Annotated in this window: 13 protein-coding genes; 12 read left to right on the top strand and 1 reads right to left on the bottom strand. The window is 52.8% G+C overall.

Annotation, left to right across the window (positions count from 1 at the left end):
* The first annotated feature begins 47 nt into the window (after positions 1-47).
* The 12 genes from SCARR_RS04745 to sugE all read left to right on the top strand — a co-directional run bounded on the left by SCARR_RS04745 (position 48) and on the right by sugE (position 17,608).
* Complete coding sequence (locus SCARR_RS04745; RefSeq protein WP_136060365.1) at positions 48-1,817, top strand: arylsulfatase; 1,770 nt, start codon at positions 48-50, stop codon at positions 1,815-1,817.
* A gap of 9 nt (positions 1,818-1,826) precedes the next feature.
* The gene (locus SCARR_RS04740; protein ID WP_136060364.1) at positions 1,827-3,371 is read left to right on the top strand and encodes a sulfatase-like hydrolase/transferase; all 1,545 of its coding nucleotides are present in this window, start codon (positions 1,827-1,829) and stop codon (positions 3,369-3,371) included.
* A 42-nt stretch (positions 3,372-3,413) separates the two neighbouring features.
* Complete coding sequence (locus tag SCARR_RS04735) at positions 3,414-4,868, top strand: arylsulfatase (RefSeq protein ID WP_136060363.1); 1,455 nt, start codon at positions 3,414-3,416, stop codon at positions 4,866-4,868.
* Between the two features lie 14 nt (positions 4,869-4,882).
* Positions 4,883-7,504 (top strand): sulfatase-like hydrolase/transferase, encoded by a 2,622-nt coding sequence (locus tag SCARR_RS04730; RefSeq protein ID WP_136060362.1) that lies wholly within the window; start codon positions 4,883-4,885, stop codon positions 7,502-7,504.
* Between the two features lie 79 nt (positions 7,505-7,583).
* The gene (locus SCARR_RS04725; protein WP_136060361.1) at positions 7,584-8,696 is read left to right on the top strand and encodes a glycoside hydrolase family protein; all 1,113 of its coding nucleotides are present in this window, start codon (positions 7,584-7,586) and stop codon (positions 8,694-8,696) included.
* A complete protein-coding gene (locus tag SCARR_RS04720; protein ID WP_136060360.1) occupies positions 8,697-10,295 on the top strand; it encodes a sulfatase in 1,599 nt (532 codons plus the stop codon). It begins immediately after the preceding gene.
* Between the two features lie 10 nt (positions 10,296-10,305).
* Positions 10,306-11,448, top strand: a complete 1,143-nt coding sequence (locus SCARR_RS04715; RefSeq protein ID WP_136060359.1) for a glycoside hydrolase family protein — start codon at positions 10,306-10,308, stop codon at positions 11,446-11,448.
* Between the two features lie 5 nt (positions 11,449-11,453).
* Positions 11,454-12,569, top strand: coding sequence for a glycoside hydrolase family protein (locus SCARR_RS04710; RefSeq protein WP_136060358.1), 1,116 nt, complete (start codon positions 11,454-11,456; stop codon positions 12,567-12,569).
* 3 nt (positions 12,570-12,572) lie between these two features.
* A complete protein-coding gene (locus SCARR_RS04705; protein ID WP_222846174.1) occupies positions 12,573-13,853 on the top strand; it encodes a glycoside hydrolase family 117 protein in 1,281 nt (426 codons plus the stop codon).
* Between the two features lie 14 nt (positions 13,854-13,867).
* Positions 13,868-16,348 carry a glycoside hydrolase family 2 TIM barrel-domain containing protein gene (locus SCARR_RS04700; RefSeq protein ID WP_136060357.1) on the top strand — a complete coding sequence of 827 codons (2,481 nt, stop codon included), beginning with the start codon at positions 13,868-13,870 and terminating at the stop codon, positions 16,346-16,348.
* Positions 16,349-16,690: 342 nt separating this feature from the next.
* Positions 16,691-17,035, top strand: a complete 345-nt coding sequence (locus SCARR_RS29660) for a hypothetical protein (protein WP_222846173.1) — start codon at positions 16,691-16,693, stop codon at positions 17,033-17,035.
* A gap of 252 nt (positions 17,036-17,287) precedes the next feature.
* On the top strand, positions 17,288-17,608 hold the full coding sequence (gene sugE, locus SCARR_RS04690; RefSeq protein ID WP_136060356.1) for a quaternary ammonium compound efflux SMR transporter SugE: 321 nt from the start codon (positions 17,288-17,290) through the stop codon (positions 17,606-17,608).
* 194 nt (positions 17,609-17,802) lie between these two features.
* Here the strand turns inward: sugE and purM are convergent, their stop codons facing one another.
* Complete coding sequence (gene purM / locus SCARR_RS04685; RefSeq protein WP_136060355.1) at positions 17,803-18,837, bottom strand: phosphoribosylformylglycinamidine cyclo-ligase; 1,035 nt, start codon at positions 18,835-18,837, stop codon at positions 17,803-17,805.
* Positions 18,838-18,851: the final 14 nt, after the last annotated feature.

Here is an 18,851-nt window from a genome sequence, read left to right as displayed (position 1 = left end):
ACCAGCTATGCGGGTATTGTTAGTGCATTGCATGAATTGAGGAAGTGATGATGAATCGATTGGCATTGGTATTGGTTTTATGTGTATCCGCAGCTTATGCGGCAAAGCGCCCGAATGTGATTCTGATGGTGACCGACGACCAGGGCTACGGCGATATTGCCGCGCATGGCAACCCGGTTATTCAGACTCCGGAAATGGACCGGCTCCACAGCCAGTCGATCCGGTTGACCGATTTCCATGTGGATCCGACCTGCGCGCCGACGCGCGGGGCGCTGATGTCCGGCAAGTTTTCGCACCGCGCCCGCGTGTGGCATACGGTTCGTGGCGGAAACCATTTGCGCGAAGGTGAAATCACTATGGCGGATGTCTTTAAGCATAACGGCTACGACACCGCGATGTTCGGCAAGTGGCATCTGGGCGCCAACTATCCCTACCGACCGATGGATCGTGGTTTTGATGAATGGCTGGGGTTGGGCGACGGCGGGCCGAACACCTCCGACTGCTGGTTCTGGAACGACCGCGTGAACGACATGTATTGGCACAACGGCGAGCGGGAATACCGCGAAGGATTCAACCCGGACGTCTTTTACCGCGAAGCCGGGGAATACGTAAAAAAGCACAAAGGCGAAAAGCCGTTCTTTATCTATCTGCCGACCTATGTGCCGCACAAGCCGTATAGCTTCCCTGCTCCCGACTTCCATGAGAAATATCTGGCCATGGGGCTTGAGAAGGAGCTTGTCGCGTTTTATGCGTCGATTGCGCGTGTCGATTGGAACATCGGCCAGCTGCGAAAGACGCTGGAAGAAAAGGGCATTGCGGACAACACGATTCTGATTTTCATGACGGACAACGGCAGCACACACACCGAAGTGTTCAATGCCGGCATGTCCGGGCATAAGGGCAGTACCAACGAGGGCGGCCACCGCGTTCCGTGTTTCATCCATTGGCCGGCCGGGAAACTGGGCGCACCCCGGGATATTTCAAATCTGACCGCGCACATCGATGTGCTCCCGACGCTGATGGAGCTGTGCGGCATGCAGTCGCCTGAGCCGATGGATCTTGATGGCAAGAGTCTGGTTCCGTTGTTCCATGGCAAAACACCCGACTGGCAGAACCGCACGCTGGTGGTTGAAAAGCAGCGCCAGCTCGAATATAACCGCAAGTACAATGCGATCATGAACGGATCGTGGCGGTTGCTGGGTCACAGCAAGCTGTACGATATTTCAAAAGATCCTGCCCAGAAGACAAACGTTGCCAAGGAGCATCCGGAAGTGGTGGAAAAGCTGCTCAAGGATTTTGAGGCGTATTGGAAACGCGTCACGCCGGATGATCGAAGCTTCCCGACGCCGATTGCCGGCACACCGTATGATGAAGAACTGCTGCTGGGCATTTCCGAATTGCGCGACGGAGATGGCTACGCGCATGGGTATTGTGCTGAAGGCCGTGAAGCGAAAGGCATCTGGCATATCGAGGCCGCCGTTGCGGGAATCTACGAGATCGAAGTCCGCCGCTGGCCGAAGGAGGCTGAAGCTCCGTTCGACGGCGTGCCGAAAGTAAATAAAACGGTCGATGCATGGTCAACCCGGGGCCCGAAGACCACCTTTCTCACGTCGGGAAAGATTACCGCGCTTCCCATTGGATCGGTTTCTCTCAAGGCCGGTGAATTTTATGAAAAGAGAGCGGTGGGTCCCGAGGATAAAGCGTTAATCTTCGATGTGGAATTGCCGAAGGGCGTCGTGACAATCGATGCAGTATTTTACGACAAGAATGATAAACGGATGACTAATGCGTACTATGTGTATGTTCGCAAAGGATAGGAGCAAATCATGAAACGAAGAAACTTTAATCAACTCATCACCGCCGGTAGCGCGATGGCGCTCTCCGGTAAAACCCTCGCCAAAAAAAGCAACCGGCCGAATCTGCTTTTCATCGTCACGGACGAGCATAACTTCCGGACACTCGGATGCTATCGCGAACAGCTGAGCAGAGAGCAGGCGGAGATGTGGGGCCCTAGTAACGTGGTTGAAACACCGCACATCGACTCCATTGCAAAACGCGGAACGCTGTTTAACCGCATGTATGCCAGCGCAGCGGTCTGTACGCCGGCGCGGGCTTCGATGTTTACCGGGATGTACGGCCATCAGCTGGGCATGCCGAATAACTCGTCCAAACCAGGCGATGGAAAATATCTGCATGCCGATGTTCCCACGATCGCGAAGACCCTGAAAAACGCCGGCTATATGACGGGCTATTCCGGCAAACTGCATCTGGCAGAAAACACCGAGAAGGAAGAATTCTGGCAACCTTATCCTGTTGATGCTCCGGGCTACAACTACGGCTTTACCGACAATAAATTCATGTTCAATGGCGGACACGATAAATACAAGGGGATCGATAAATCCGGCGCACCGTATCGTTCCAAGCTCAAGAATCCGCAGCCGGCCGGAACCGATGCCGCCGGTCAGCCGATTTTTAAGGACAGTAAATGCAGTGAAGTGAAATTTACTACGGATTGGCTTGCCGACCGCGCCATCGAGTTTATCGAAGAGAACAAGGATAAGCCATTCTACTATGTTTGCTCTATCCCGGATCCGCACACCCCGGACATCGTGCGCGAGCCGTACATCAGCATGTACAAGGATATGAAGTTTGAATTTCCGCGCACGTTCGATGTGGCGCGGTCAAAGGATCTGCCGAGTTGGCAACGGCCGGACGGCAAAGCGAAGCCGGATGAGCTGGCGGCGCATTTGACCCATTATTTTGGCATGGTTAAATGCATCGATGATAATGTCGGCCGCATACTCAGCAAACTCGACGACGAAGGTATTCTGGAAAACACGATTGTTGTCTTTTGTGCCGATCATGGCGATCTGATGTATGAACATGCACGTATGAATAAAGGCACGATTCACGAAACGTCCGCGAAAGTTCCGTTTGTGATTGCGCATGGCAAAGACCTGAAGAATCCGCGTGTTCCGCGTGGCAAGGTTGTTCGGGAAGCGTGCAACACAACGGACTGGATGCCGACCTTCCTGAGTCTGTTGGAGGTGCCTTGTCCGCCCGTGGCCGGACGCGATGTTGCCCCGTTGCTGGCTAAAACACCGCCGGCCGACTGGAACGATGTAACCTTCTCGAAGCTCGGCTATATTGCCGCCATCGATAAGCGCTACAAACTGGTTCTTTCCGGCAAGAATCAGCCCTGGCTCATGGATATTGAGGCGGATCCTGATGAGTTGACCAACTATATGGAGAACTCGGAATACGCGGATGTCGCTAGGCGGATGGCCAAGGAACTGAAACGATTTGTGGAAACCTGCGAAGCAGGGAATCAAACGGATGTGGCAAAACTGGATGCCATTATCAATGGCTAAGTCCCGCGCACGGGCTGTAGCGAGAGAAAAGGATAAACAGGTATGAAACGGATTGTATTAAGCGCTTTGGTTTTGATGCTTGCAGTTGCCGTCGGTGCAAAATCCCTAAAAGGGTCGCGCCCCAATATTGTTCTGGTGATGACCGACGACCAGGGATCGCTGCTGTCGTGCATGGGGCATCCGATGCTCCAGACGCCCAACATCGACCGGTTTTCCAAACAATCGCTTCGGCTGACCGAGTTTCATGTCAGTCCGACCTGCGCGCCAACCCGTGCGGCGATCATGAGCGGGCGCCACGAGTTCAAGAACGGCGTGACGCATACCGTGCAGGAGCGTGAGCGGATGGCGCTGACCACCGTTACGATTGCGCAAACGCTGCAACGCGCGGGTTATGCGACCGGCATCTTTGGAAAATGGCATCTGGGCGATCCGGATCCCTATCTTCCGGGCAATCGCGGCTTCAGCGAAGCGTTGACGCATGGGGCGGGCGGAATCGGACAGCTCTATCCGGGCAGCTGCGCGGATTTTCCGCCGAACGTGAAGTTGCGCTACAATGATCCGGTGCTGCTGCACAACGACACGATTGTGAAATCGAAGGGTTACTGCACCGATATCTTTTTTGCATCCGCCTTGGGATGGATGAAGCAGCAGCTCGATGCTGAGAAGCCGTTCTTTACCTATCTCGTTCCGAATACGCCGCACTCGCCGCTGATTTCGCCTGAAGCAAATCTCAAGCGCCTGAAGGATCGCGGCCTTGATCTGGATAAGAACGTGGAGGGCCGGTTCGGGATGATTGAAAACATCGACGACAACTTTGGCCTGATGATGAAAAAGCTGGAGGAGTGGGGCGCGTTGGAAAACACGCTGGTTATCTTTACCACCGACAATGGATCGCAGGTCAGGGACGGTAAGGCAAGGTCGCCATGGAACAACGGCTTCAAGACGGGCAAAGGGTCGCCCGGCGAAGGCGGTACGCACGTTCCTTGTTTCTGGTACTGGAAAGGGATTTTGAGGGAAGGCGATGTGAATGCCCTTGTGGCGCATATCGACCTCTATAAAACGTTCTGCGATCTGGCCGGAGCAACCCTCGCAGACGATGTCCAGGAGCTGGACGGACGGACCCTGCTGCCGCTGCTGGAAAATACGGATGCAAAATGGGACGACCGCATGCTGTTTGTCCATTCCGGACGATGGGGCAAAGGCGTTGCGCCTCAACGCGATTCCCGCTGTGCAGTGCGCACGCAGCGCTGGCGTCTGGTCGGCGGCAAGCTCTACGACATCGCCAACGATCCCAAAGAGGACACGGATGTTTCCAAACAACATCCCGAGGTGGTGGAACGATTGAACGCCGCCCGTCTGAAATGGTGGGACGAGACGCTCCCGCTCATGATCAACGAAGACCGCTCCTGGGATGAGGACCAGCCCCCGCTTTACACCCGATACTACAAACAGCTGGAAGAAAAGGGCATCCCGCTCTGGACGCCTCCGGAACTTTAAACCCTGCGGATCGCATGATGAAACCAACCTGCTATTTTATTTTTGTGATGTGCCTGGCCCTGAATGCCGGGGCTGTTTTGCTGGATTTTACCCAGGTCGGTTATACGAATATAGGGTTAATATCCTCTGGTTCAGTGGTGGCCGGCGGATCGGATACTTCAACGGTCTATACGGTTTCCGGTCTGGATGTTGACGGGGACGGCACGAATGATTCGTTCTCCATTCAGATCGAAATTTCAAGCGGCAATGGTGCAATCAGCTGGGATGCCGGTGGTGGCGAATACGACCACAACGGTGGGGCATTTTCAGCCGGGGAAGAAATTACACTGTCCTTGATGGGCATCTCCGGAACGGCGTCTGGAGGAGGTGCCATAACCAATGGTGGTTTTGGTTTCGATGACTTAAAGGTAAAACGCTTCCAGTCAGGAGACACATATTCTGTATATGGAGACCAGACGGTTTTATTTACTAATGCGGACAACAACGCCGAACTGAATGGAACCGACCATTCGGTGACCATGACCGGCGTTAGTGGCACTTGGAACCTTGAGTATTATAATTTCACCATTAACGTCGCTTCCGATGGACCGTCACAACCCCCAGTTCCCCCGCCGACTGCGAATGGGAAAAATCTGATTTGGATTATTACCGACGAACATAACCTGAGAACGTTGGGTTGCTATCGTGATACGATGACGCAGGAGATGGCGGAGATGTGGGGCGATGGTTTTGTGGTTGAGACCCCGCACCTGGATTCCATGGCGGATAACGGCACGCTCTTTACGCGCATGCATGCGAGCAGGGCGGTCTGTACGCCTTCGCGGGCCTCTATGTTTTCCGGGCAATATCCATTGGCGTTGGGCATCCCTAATAATTCGAACACCATCGGCGATGGGAAATATCTTCACGCCGACGTGACCACGATTTTCGATGTGCTGAAAAGCGCCGGCTACCTTACCGGTTATGTGGGGAAGTGGCATCTTAGTGAAGGGGGAAAGGTTTTCGAAGAAGCGGCCGGCGGGAAATGGTGGGAGCCTTATCCCGAAGATGATCCCAACGATACGTACGGCATCATGGCCAATAAATTCATGTTCAACGGCGGCCATGACAAATGGTACGGCATCGTCGAAGGCGGGCTACCCGCCACCGCGAACGGAACGAATGTGGCCACGGCCAATGGAGATCCCTATCTGGCCAATAATAATACCATTGCCGTCACTGGCGCCACCGATGCGTGGGGACAGCCTCTTTACACCGACGGCATCACAACAAATGTAAAATTCGCGACGGACTGGTTGACTGACCGGACGATTGATTTTGTCAGCGATTTTAATAGCGGGGCGTATAATACGGTCAGCAATACCTTCGGCTCATTCTTTCACGTGCTGAGTATTCCTGATCCACATACGGCAGATTCGGTTCGGGAGCCTTATGCCAGTATGTATACCCATATGGACTTCCAGCTTCCGCGCACTTGGAATAATCCTAATTATAATCCGGCCGATCCATACTCGCCTTATCTTGATAACCCGGATTCATGGATGGTGGCCGACGATAAGGCCGAGGATTTGTACAATCCTGGCGCTTCCGGCAGCTACACGATTCAGGATGGCATTGCTCAGTATTTCGGCATGGTTAAATGCATCGACGACAATATCGGAAGATTAATTCAACACCTTGATGATGAGGGCTTGCTGCAGGATACCATCCTTATGTTCAGCGCCGACCACGGCGATTTATTTGGGGAACATCAGCGCGTAAATAAAGGGACGCCGTGGGATATGTCGATGCGCATCCCCTGTATTATAGTGGACGGAAGTCAGCTGCTTTCAGCGGTAACCAACAACTACCCGCTGGTTCCTCGTGGAATGATCGTTGAGCAGTCTGGAAATAACACGGACTGGATGGAGACGTTCCTCAGCCTGCTCGACGTGAGCCGAATTCCAGAAACGCACGGCCGCGATTTGACGTCGTTGTTCGCTCCGGCCGCTTCCAAAGAGAGGAATGAGCCCACGGTGCAGAGTCAGGGTTGGATGGCCTCGACCGATTCCCGCTATAAGCTGGTGCTTGATGCCGCCGCTAATAACGCCTCTTGGTTGTTCGATCTCGAGCGCGACCCGAAGGAATTTACGAACTATATCGATCATGCCCAGTATGAAGGCGTCGTGCGCAAGCTGGCCCAAGGGATTAAGGATTACATGGATGCTCATCCGGAAGATGTGGATCCGGATCGGATCACGGAATATAACCGACTGCTGTCTGGCTGGACGCGCTATGCGGAGGTTTACGGCCTCAATCCGGATCAAAGAGGTGACGAGGATGAGGATGGTATTTTGGATCTGAACGAATACATTTTCGGCAGCGATCCGACCAATGGTAATTCAGTGATCGAAACCGGTATTGAATTCAATGGACCCAACAGCTGGCCCGGTTTTACGCATCGTGCCCGTCATCCGGTTGATCCTGCCTATCCCTACAGAGCGGAATGGAGCACCAATCTCGTCTCCGGAGTTTGGAACACCAACTTCGGTGCGATCGCCGAACAGTACGATGAACCCGGATTTATCACTGTTGAGCGCACACTGGAGCGAGAGGATGATGCACTGTATTTCCGCCTTGCCGTTCCTTTGCCCTGATTCACGAGGGAAAAATAGTTGATGAACTGTTCCGTATAGGCGGTGCAGCCTGTAATGGTTTGAAATAAAGGAAGCGGATATGAAGACGTGTTTAAAAATAGTTCTAATGATAGCTGCCAGCGCTCTGAATATTAAGGCTATTAATCTGGTTGATTATTTCCTGCCGATGGAGCCGCAGGGGCCGATGGTTTCCGAGGGTATCTGGGGCGACGCCAATGTGCTCCCCCGCGATATCAACAACGGTTTGGAAGATTCAACGGTCGAAAACTGGTGCTATTGGGATGGATCTATTGTCGAAAGCGACGACGGCCGCTTCCACATCTACGCCAGCCGTTGGACCCAAACCATGTCGCACAGCGAGGGCTGGCATCTGGGGTCGAAAGGGATGCATGCGTCCAGTGACCATATTATGGGGCCATACGAGGATCATGGTTTGGTCTACCCTCAGTGGATGGATGGTCTGGGGCACAATGTTAGCGGGCTGCGGATGCACGATGGTCGCTATGCCGTAGTGACCAGCGAGGTGACCACGGGCGAGGTGTTCGTTGCCGAATCGCCCGACGGCCCGTTTGAGCTGCTCGGCCAGATTAAATGGGACGCCAACGGGTTTGAACCCGGACTGGCGCGCTACAACAAGAACGGCCGCATGTCCAATGTCCGCATTCTGCTTCGCCCGGACGGACGGTATATGCTCATCGGCCGCTCCACCGCCGTCATGATCAGCGACGACGGCATTCTCGGCCCGTACAAGATCATGAACGACCGGGTCTACAAACCGTATCCCGAGCTGCCCCAGACCAAAAACGAAGATCCGACCATCTGGTGCAGCGACGGGATATATCACATTGTCTACAACCACTGGCCCTCCAAAACATCACACCACTTTTCGTCTGAAGATGGGCTCACCGATTGGAAATATCGTGGCATTGCCTTCAAAAAAGAGGAAACCAAAATATTTAAATACACCGACGGAACCATCAATGACTGGCAGTACATTGAGCGCCCGGCCGCCTATGTAGATCCGAAAACCGGCCATGTTACCCACTTCATCTTTTCCGTGATTGATGTGGGTAAAGGGAAGGATCGCGCCAACGATAACCATGCGAGCAAGATCGTTGTGGTTCCATTCGATGGCGAAGCCTTTGATCGCGATATGCAGGCGATCGTCCATGCCGAACAGAAGGGAAATTAAATGAAGGATGTGGTTGTGTTTGAGAGAATCACTTTGGAGTGCGGCGGCTCAACGCCGCTTTTAAATTCAGTACGGCAACTTTTAAAGCGCTGTCGAGTCAGCGCACTCCAAAGCGGCTTCGCAGCATGTTTCATCGCTCTGAGTGCTGTTGCCGAAAATCCAAATATTCTGCTGATTATGATCGATGATCTCAACCGGCAGGTTGGATGTTTTGACGGCCCGGCGATTACGCCCAACATCGACCAATTGGCTGCGTCAGGCATTAAATTCAACAATGCCTATTCAGCCTGTCCGTCCTGCAACCCATCTCGGGTTTCACTCATGACCGGCCAGCGCCCTGAAAAAACCGGCGTTTACAGCAACGTAAATCACTTTCGCTCAACTTCACCGGCGAAGGACCTGACAACATGGCCGCAGCTGATGAAGGCCAACGGTTACAACACCATTGCCGCCGGGAAGATTTTTCACGGTCGAGTAAAGAAGCTCAATCCGAAGAAATCCAAACAAAAGGATGAGTCAGATTCCATTTCCTGGACCTATCAGCCGATTGTTGACGGCGGACAGTTCTTTGGCCCGAATTTTGACGAACAATTCCACGATAAAGACGGATTGCCTCGTTGGGTCTACAACACCACCGGCCCCGAGGGGGTTGATCCCAAAGATCGTAAAGCACTCAAGGGAACCTGGGTCTACGGCCCGATTGATGTTGAACCGTCCAATACACTGGATTTCAACACCTGTGAATTCGGGGCGGCTTGGCTGAATCAGGATCAGTCCGACCCGCAGGTCAAGGCCGCGCCGTCGGCAGATGAAAAGCCGTTCCTGCTGGCCTGCGGTGTATTCCGCCCACACATTCCGATTCTGGCTCCACAGGAGTTTTTCGACCTGTATACCACCGAGGAAAATAAGCACCGGCTGGAACTCCCTTATCTGCCCGCAGACGACTGCGATGATCTGCCCAGCGGGGCCGGAAAAAACAACCATTGGTACAACCGATACCTGAAACCTTTTCCGAAAGAGCAGGTTAATCTGCGCCACGCCTATCTCGCCGCCACATCTTATGCCGATGCCGCCGTCGGCATCCTTTTGGAAGGACTTGCTAAAAGTAAATACGCCGACAACACCATCGTTATCCTGATGGGCGACCACGGGTATGATCTCGGAGAAAAAGACCACCTTGGAAAATCCGTCGTCTGGAAGAATGCTTCCAGCATGCCGATGGTCATTCGAATGCCGAAAGGGGCAAGCGGCACGGTCGCCGCCGCGGTTTCCATGATCGACATCTACCCGACCCTCGTTGAACTGCTTGACCTCAATGCCCCGCAACCGCTCGATGGAACCAGTTTGGTTCCGCTGCTGAAAGATCCGGGGGCAAAGCGCGATGTTCCCGCAGTGATCACCAACACAGGTGGAAACCAGATCGGTGTGGTGTTGGATCAGTGGCATTACATCAGCTACAACGATGGATCGGAAGAGTTGTACGACCACAGTGTCGATCCCCGCGAGATCACCAACCTGATGTACCCGGCCAACTTTTCGGAGAAATATCTCGAAGTAGCCAAGCGCCTGAAAAAGTTTATTCCGGAAAACCGAAAGTAGGGGGCAAATTGTGAACAAAAAAACTTCAATCAAGATGCTGATGGCGCTGGCCTTTTCTGCCCTTGCAGCGGTAGCGGAAAAACAGCTGGTCGATTATTTCCAACCCATGGAACCGCAGGGCCAACTGGTTTCCAATGGAATCTGGGGCGCGGCCAATGTGCTGCCGCGCGACATCCAAAACGGACTGGAAGATCCCACGCTCAAAAACTGGTGCTATTGGGACGGCCGCATTGTCAAAAGCGACGATGGTCGCTACCACATCTATGCCAGCCGCTGGACGCATGCCGTTTCGCATAGTGTCGGGTGGCACGACGAGTCCAAAGGAATCCATGCGGTTAGTGATAACATCATGGGCCCCTATGAAGACCAAGGGCTGACTTGGCCGCATTGGAAGGACGGCATCGGGCACAACGTGGTCGGACTGCGTATGCATGACGGGCGTTATGCAGTTGTGACGAGTGAATTAACGCCCGGAGAAATCTTTGTTTCAGATTCGCCGGACGGTCCGTTTAAACTGCTTGGCCAGATCAAAGTCGATAACAATGGGTTTGATCCGGGACTCGCCCGATATCCGGCGGATAATGCCGGTGCCGCGAAGCACGGTAATACCGGCCACATGTCCAATGTGAAAGTCCTGCTCCGCCCCGATGGGAGGTATATGATCATTCCGCGCTCAACCGCGCCGATGATCAGTGAGGATGGCATCCTTGGCCCGTACAAGATCATGGGCGACCGCGTCTTTGTGAAACAGTTCCCAGAATTGAATGTTCATCATGTGGAAGATCCGACGGTCTGGCACAGCGGCGGCATGTATCATATTGTGGTTAATCACTGGCCTTCAAAAACCTCGTACCACTTTTCATCTATGGATGGCATCCATGACTGGAAATACCGGGGCATCGCGTTCAAAAAGGAAGAAACCAAAATCTTCCGTTATACCGACGGCACCGTGAATGACTGGGTCTATGTGGAGCGTCCGACCGCCTATGTCGACGAGGAAACCGGTCACGTCACCCACTTTATCTTCTCGGTCATCGATGTGAAAAAAGGACAGGATAAGGCCAACGACAACCACGCCAGTAAGATTGTCGTCGTTCCGTTCGACGGCGAAGCCTTCGACCGCGATATGCAAAAGATTGTTGCAGGGGAATAAGGAGCATGATGATGAAAACACACTGGATTTCATTTGGAATTGTGTGCGCTGCAATGGCGCAGGCCGACGCGAAAAACCTGATGGATTATTTTCAACCCATGGAACCGCAGGGGCCGTTGGTTTCGGAAGGGATATTCGGGACTCCGGAGGTGTTTCCGAGGGATTCACTGAATGGACTGGAAGATTCCAATGTAGAGAACTGGGTCTATTGGGATGGTCGGATCGTGAAAGATGATGCGGGAAAATACCACCTGTATGCCAGCCGATGGGATCAGAAATATTCGCATAGCCAAGGCTGGCATGAAGGATCGAAAGCCGTTCATTCGGTCAGCGATAACGTGATGGGCCCCTACAAAGACACCGGGCTCGCCTGGCCGCACTGGCAGGAAGGGAAGGGGCATAATGTCATCGGACTGCGCATGCACGACGGACGCTACGCGATGGTCTGCAGCGGCATCACCTATGGCGAGGTCTTCACCTCGGATAACCCCGATGGTCCATGGGAGCTACTGGGCAAAATACAGGTGGATGAAAACGGGTTCAGCCGCAATCTGGCTCTGCTGGGGCTTGGTGAAGGCGAGCGCGAGCGCCTGTCGAATGTTTCGCTGATCCTCCGCCCAGACGGGCGTTACATGATTGTGCCGCGCTCGACCTGCACCATGATCAGCGATAACGGAATACTCGGACCCTACAAGATTATGCATGATCGCGTTTACCGGAAGTATCCGGATTTGCCGCAGTCGAAGAACGAGGATCCAACCGTTTGGTACAGCGGCGGGATGTATCACATTGTCTACAATAACTGGCCTTCCAAGACCGCCTACCACTTTACCTCTGCGGATGGGATCAACGATTGGACTTATAGAGGTGTTGCCTTCAAAAAAGATGCCATGCCGTTTCGGTATACCGACGGCACGGTGAATGACTGGTCGTTCATTGAGCGTCCGATGGCGTTTGTGGAAGATGGCCACGTGACCCACTTTACGTTCTCGGTCATCGATGTGAAAAAGGGGAAGGATAAAGGCGGGGATAAACACGGCAGTAAGATTCTTGTGGTTCCGTTTGATGGCGAAGCCTTCGACCGCGATATGGAGAAGCTGGTGGCAGATGAAATGGAGTAGTTTATGAAAATAATTGGATATGTTCTGTCAGGATTTGCGATTGTAATATCAATGAGCGGATGCCAGACCACAACAGCAAAGTTGGATGATGGATTTCCTTGGATCCTTCCCTCAGAAAAGCCGGATCGTCAGCTGAGCGCAGCGCTGGAACGCAATTATGATCGTTATCCTGCTGCACGGCCGGAGGATAATGAGTTCTTTTCCCTTTTTAAATACACGGAGCTGAAGGGGCTGGATTACAACAACTTTGACGGCACCATCACCCGTCGCGATCCTTCCAAGGTAATCTTCAAGAACGGGAAATATTATGTCTGGTACACGCATCGCGACACCGGGCATAAGGTCGGTTTTGTTAAAGGGGCTACGGAGGAGGTTCCTACGCGTGACTGGGATCTCAGCGAAATTTGGTATGCGACTTCCGAAGATGGATTTACTTGGGCCGAGCAGGGCGTGGCCATTCCAATGGCCGAAAAGCCAAATCCCGGTTGGCGCTCGGTTTCCACCGCCGATGTTCTGGAGTGGGAAGGAAAATACTACATGTATTACCAGGCCTTCAGTATCTGGCCTGAAGAAGCGGGCGATTACTGCCCGGTTGCCGTTTCCGTGGCCGACTCTGTGGATGGCCCGTGGACGCCGGTCAACCAGGTGGTCATTCCCAATGGTCCCGAAGGAACCTGGGACAGCAAATCCATCCACGATCCGTATCCGCTGGTGCATGACGGCAAAATCTATATCTACTACAAGTCCGACTTTGACGAGAAGACGCACCGCGTTCGGATGCAGGGTGTCGCCATTGCCGACAACCCGCTGGGGCCATTCGAAAAACATCCGCTCAACCCGGTGCTCAACTCCGGGCATGAGACCACGCTGTTCCCATACAAGGAGGGGATTGCCGCTTTGTGCATCCGCGACGGCAACGAGCATTTCACGGTCCAGTGGTCGCTCGACGGCGTGAATTTTGAGGTAAAGGCCATCACTTCTATGATGCCCGCTGCGGGTGGACCATACATTCCGGATGCGTTTACGGATACGAAAGACGGCCGAGGCATCACCTGGGGGCTATGTCATAACATCAGAGCCACCCGTGGCAACAAGGGCGATGGCCGAGCAACCGTGCTGATGCGTTTTGACTGTGACCTGAGCCAGGATGTGCAAGATCCGGGAATGAAGAAGCACAGCAACTATTTCCGCCCCGAAATCTACTATTCCATGGGGTTGAGCAAGGTGCAGAAAGAGCGAATTGAAAAAGAGAATGCAAAGGTCAAACAGGCCTCTGGGGAATAGTGGAGACGAATCGGATGAGATGGATGTTGGCAGTTGTTCTATTTGTAGCAGTGGGCTCGTTGGCCGTGGAAACGCAGGTTCGGCAGCAGCGCCTGTTTAACGAGGGCTGGACGTTTTCATTGTCGGATAATCCGGAATACCGGGAGCCGGGATTTGATGATTCCGATTGGCGAAGGTTAAACGTGCCTCATGACTGGAGCATTGAAGGAGGGTACCAATCCGATAAATATCTGGGCTTCCGCGGCGGATTTTTTCCGGAAGGCATTGGGTGGTACCGCAAAGAATTCACCATTCCGAAAGAGAAGCAGAATAAGCAGTTTACCATCCAGTTTGACGGCGTGTTCCGGAATTCGGAGGTGTGGGTAAACGGGCGCTATCTGGGACGCCGTCCGTTCGGTTATGCTTCGTTTCAATATGATATCACATCGGCGCTGGAATTCGGGGGTAGGAATGTAATTGCGGTACGGGTGGATAATTCTGTGCCGGCTGGATCGCGCTGGTATTCCGGTTCGGGGATCTACCGGAATGTACATCTTATTCAGACCGCATTTGTCCGTTTTCGGAATCGTGACGGCGTGTTTATTACCACACCGGCGGCAGAAGTGGATAAAGCAGTGGTGAATACAAAATATAAAATCATCGGCAGCTTTTTCTCGGACAAGGAAATCAAGCTGTACAAAAAGAATAAATGGCTCCGAGAGGAAGACCGATGGAGCCATGAGCCGATTCCGCATGACTGCACTATCCGCTCCATTATTTATGATGCCGACGGCAACGAAGTTGCGCGCAGAGAAAAGAAGGCTGATATCTACAACTACGACAAGGATTTTACCATCGGTCTCGATATTGAGGTGATGCAGCCGAACCGCTGGTCCGACACCAATCCCTACCTCTATACGCTGAAGAGTGAGATCGAATTCGACGGAAAGGTACTGGACGACCAAGTGACAAGATTCGGTGTTCGCAAGGTGGAATACGTTAATGGGAAGGGGCTGTTTGTTAATGGCGAGCGTACTATTCTGAAAGGGGTATGTCTTCATCATGACGGCGGCAGTGTCGGCTCGGCTGTTCCGGAAAAAGTGCTGCGTTACCGCCTGCAGAAGCTGAAGGATATCGGATGCAACGCAATACGCACCTCACACAATCCGTTTGCGCCGGAGTTTTATGATTTATGTGATGAGATGGGCTTCTATGTAAAGGATGAGATCATTGACGAATGGACCAGCGCGTGGGGCTATAACTTTACAGAGAACAATACCTCTAAAGCGGGTTATGCCTATGGGTTTGATTTTAATCAATGGGCGCAAACGGATTTGACCGAAACCATTCAGCGCGATCGCAACCATCCAAGTGTAGTCATGTACGGTATCGGCAATGAAATTCCCGATTTCCGTTCCGAGCCGGAAAAGACGCAGGAAAACTGCCGCAGATTGCTGGAAATCTGTCGCCGTGCGGACAGCTCCCGACCGGTGGCGCTGGGCAACAACGGGGCACTGGCCGGCAACATGAAAGAGTTTGAGGTGCTCGGCTATAACTATGTCCGGGAAAACTATGGACAGGAAAAACAGGCGGAAGAGTGCTACCGGCTCGAACGAAAACGTTACCCGAACCAGCTGATGCTGGGTAGTGAAACGTCGCGCAACGAAGTCGATTATTATACGGCTTCACGCGATATCCCGTATGTGATCGGCCAGTTTATTTGGACGGGCATTCAGTATTTCGGGGAAGTGAAGGCGCCAAAGAGCGGTCTGCGCGGTTGGCTGGCATCATTGTTGAATATGCAGTGCGAGCTTCTGCCGGGCGGCGCGTTGTTTGACGCGGCCTGGAATGAAGGAGTTAAACCCGTAATCAACATTACCGCTTCCGAGCTCCCGTTTGATACCAGCCGACGGTATGAAACCGTTCCGGTTACCGGCGAGCGGGTCTACAATGATTCCTCTGAGCGGTTTTCCTGGAACTGGAGCAAGGGGGGCAAAAAGTATGTGACCGTCTACAGCAACTGCGAAGAGATTGAACTGAAGTTGAATGGAAAAACGCTGGGCCGGCAGAAGGTGGACTTCATGAAGTTTCGCACGGAATGGGACGTGGAGTATGAAGCCGGTATGTTGGAAGCGGTTGGATATGGCAACGGGAAGACGGTGCTGAGCCAGAAACTCGAAACCGCAGACCAACCGGTGAAAATCATTGCCAAACCCGTTTGGAACTCCATGAAAAAAGACGGCGTGGACATCAACCTGATTGAAGTCTCTCTCGTGGACGCCAAAGGGCGTTTGAATCCGGAAGCAACCAACCGCATTAACGTTGATGTTTCCGGAAGCGCGGAGCTGCTCGGCATCGACACCGGCAACCTGTTCTATAAAGGTTGCTTTCAGGATGCTGAACGCGAAGCCGCCAATGGCACCATGTTGCTGGTTATCCGCTCGAAAGAGGGAACCTCTCCGGCAAAAATCATCCTTACGGGTAAGGGGTTGAAGTCAGCGTCTCTTGAGTTCTGACATTTCTCTGAATCGAAACGGAAATGACGATTCGAATTGCCGGAGAACTGATATGAAATGTGCATTGAGTATTACACTGTTTTTCGCGCTCACGGGTGCAGCTGCGGATGCGTGGCTTGTCCAGAATCAAGATGATTGGACTGAACTGCATACATTTGGTATGTATATTAAAAGTTTATTGTAACTATCCTTCTGGTGACTGGATTGAGCAAGCGAAGTACTTTCTCCGCTATGGTTATATAAGGGAACCCAACCAATCGAGAAAGCCTGCTCCGGTGAATGCCGGCGAATGAGGTCAAAGCGTAATGCAAAGTGGATTTAACGTTTTACACATGAAAGAATATGGAGCTCAAAATCATAACAGATTGTTCTGACGTTGACTGGAAGACCATTACTGAGTCACTGAAAGAAGTTGGAATGGCCTATCATGAACCAGTGGTTCACCGAAGCGCTTTTGAAGCCACTCACACAACGGTGTTTGTTAATGAAATTTCCAACTGCTTGGATTTGGAAGAGCAATATCGGATGGAGAATATCAGGGAGCAATTTACGATGTTGCTGCCCTTCCCGAAACCCAAGGAAAAGGAATTGGAAAAACCATCATTTAAACCATTTCAGATAAACTTCCAACTTGTAACCTTATTCTTTATGCAACCTCTGGAATGGAAGGATTCTATAAGAAATTAGGTTTTCGGTTAATGACTACAGGAATGGCTGTATTCACAAATCCACAAGCAATGGAAAGATTCACGGAATAACATCTCTAACCACCACCAAGCCCCACTAGGTAAAGCGAGGAACTCAACGAAGCGAAAGACAAGCAGGACCGAAGCTCCATCTGTTGAAGAGGTGAGGGCTGGCCGTTTGAACGGAGGTGAGGACGACCTCACCGCTCCATCATTTATCGGGGACGACCCCAAGACTAGAAAGGGAAGAATTATGACTTGGGCTATTCTTGTTCTCGCAGGACTGTTTGAAATGGGATGGGCTATTGGGTTGAAGTACACGGCTGGATTCTCTCGGCTGTGGCCGACTGTTTGGACGGTTTTGGCGATGATTATCAGTCTGTGGCTACTGGGTATTGCTATGGAGACACTCCCGGTCGGCACAGCCTATAGCGTATGGGTCGGCGTAGGTGCTGTCGGCACCGTGATCCTCGGAATCGTACTGTTTGGAGAGCCAGCCAATACGGGGCGCCTGATAAGCGTAGCGTTCATCATTGCGGGTATTGTAGGGCTCAAACTTTCAATGCCGGCTTAATTTCCCTTAAACCCCGCTAGAGGTGGAGCTTCCGACCAACCTGAGCGGAGAGGAAGTCAATACCGGAATTTGCATTAGAATTGCGAATTGTTATTACTGATCCCCAGTATTGAATCATGAATAAAGGCGGGATCGATTATCCCGCCTTTGTCGTGTTCCAATGGTTCGACTGGCTCACCGCGGGTGATTGGGGCTTAGTTGATCAGAACCGATTTTCCGGAGCCGGCAACCACTTCGCCTACGATGATGGTGCGTTGCTTGTTGGCTTTGAGGGTTTTCAGAGTCTGCTCGACGTCCTTCTTTCCGACCATTAGCACGTAGCCGATACCCATGTTGAAGACGCGGTACATTTCTTCGTGGTCGACTTTGCCTTGCTCTTCGATGAATTCGTAGATGGCGGGCGTCTTCCAGGCGGCGCGGTCGAATACGGCGTCAACGTTGTCGGGCAGTACGCGCGGGACGTTGTCGTAGAGACCGCCGCCGGTGATGTGTGCCATGCCGTGGATGCTGACCTTCTTCATGACCGCGCTAACGGGATTGAGGTAGCTCTTGTGAATGGCCAGCAGGGTTTTCTCAAAGGTCACCTTGGTGCCGGGCACGAGGTCGGAGAGCTTCTTGCCGGCGGTCTCGAAAATGACCTTGCGGGCGAGGGAGTAGCCGTTGGTTTGCAGGCCGGTGGAGGGAAGGCCGATGAGGACGTCGCCCTTTTTTATTTTCTGGCCGGTGATGAGCTTCTTTCGCTCAACGGTGCCGACGATGGTGCCGACGAGGTCGTACTCGCCGTTCGGGTAGAGGCCGGGCATTTCAGCGGTTTCGCCGCCGAGCAGGGCCGCGCCGTTTTCTTTGCAGGCTTTGCAGAAGCCGCCGACGACGTCTTCAAACACTTTGGGCGCCAGCGAGGCCGTGCCGAGATAGTCGAGGAAGAAGAGGGGATGCGCGCCCTGAACGAGGATGTCGTTCACGCAGTGGTTGACGAGGTCCTGGCCGACGGTGTTGTGCTTGCCGGCCATGTTGGCGACTTTCAGTTTGGTGCCGACGCCGTCGACGCTGCTGACCAGCAGGTTTTCTTTGCCGGGCGATTTGAACAGTCCGCCGAACGAACCGAGCTCGCTGACCACGCCGGAGGTGTTGGTGGCTTTAACTTTTTTTCCGATCCGCTTGAGCGAATTCATCATTACGTCAATATCCACGCCCGCTTCGGCGTAGGCTGATTTTTTCTTCTTGGCCATTTTAGCAGTCCTCT

Source organism: Pontiella sulfatireligans, from assembly GCF_900890705.1.
Taxonomy (GTDB): Bacteria; Verrucomicrobiota; Kiritimatiellia; order Kiritimatiellales; family Pontiellaceae; genus Pontiella; species Pontiella sulfatireligans.
This window is presented reverse-complemented; position numbering and strand designations above follow the sequence as displayed.